The organism is Mesorhizobium sp. WSM4850 (assembly GCF_055811735.1).
Map to the genome: position 1 here is coordinate 1 of NZ_JBVVPV010000142.1, position 1,043 is coordinate 1,043.

General features: G+C 60.7%; 1 protein-coding gene. It reads left to right on the forward strand.

What is annotated here, in order from left to right; translation table 11 throughout:
• The coding region (locus AC0L2Z_RS35285; protein WP_473630627.1) for an NAD-dependent succinate-semialdehyde dehydrogenase at window positions 1-1,043 on the forward strand (1,043 nt) is incomplete at both ends.

The following is a 1,043-nucleotide window of genomic DNA, read 5'->3' on the forward strand; positions in this document are numbered from 1 at the left end:
TCGACAGACCGTCGCATGCTGGTGATCAAGCAGCCGATCGGTGTCGTCGGCACGATTACGCCATGGAATTTCCCAGCGTCGATGGTGGCGCGCAAGATCTCGCCGGCCTTGGCGGCGGGCTGCGCGATCGTGCTCAAACCTGCTGAACAGACGCCGCTCGTGGCAGGCGCAATGTTCGCCCTCGCGCATCAAGCCGGCTTTCCAGACGGCGTCGTCAACCTGATCTATGCGTCCGAAGGTGGTGGCGTCGGACGCGAACTCTGCTCCAATCCCAAGATCCGCAAGATCAGCTTTACGGGCTCGACCGAGGTTGGCCGGCTGCTCATGCGCCAGTGCTCGGACCAGATCAAGAAGGTCAGCCTCGAGCTCGGCGGCAATGCCCCTTTCATTGTCTTTGATGACGCCGACATCGACGCTGCGGTTGACGGCGCGATCCAGGCGAAGTTCCGCAACGCCGGCCAGACTTGCGTTTCAGCGAACCGCCTTTACGTCCAATCGAGCGTTCACGATGAGTTCGTTGAGAAGTTCGTGGAGAAAGTCCGGTGCTTGTCGGTTGGCGACGGCTTCGCCCCCGGAGTGGACGTCGGACCGCTCATCGACTTGAATGCTTTGGCCAAGATCGAGTCCCACATCGCAGATGCCGTTGCCAAGGGTGGGACAATTCGATGCGGGGCCGAACGTATCGGCAAGGATGGCACCTTCTTCGAACCCACGGTCCTCACTGAAATCTCCAGCATGATGGCGGTTGCGCAAGAGGAGACTTTCGGGCCGCTGGCGCCGATCATTCGCTTCCACGAGGCGGATCAGGTTGTGCGTGAGGCCAACGACACGATCTACGGCCTCGCCGCCTATTTCTATGCCTCGAACCTGAAGCGTGTCTGGCGCGTGGCCGAGGCATTGGAATATGGCATGGTTGGCATCAACACGGGGCGTATGTCTTCGGAAGCGGCGCCCTTTGGCGGGATGAAGCAGTCCGGCATCGGGCGGGAGGGTTCCCGCCACGGGCTCGAAGACTACCTCGAAATGAAATATCTCTGCATAGG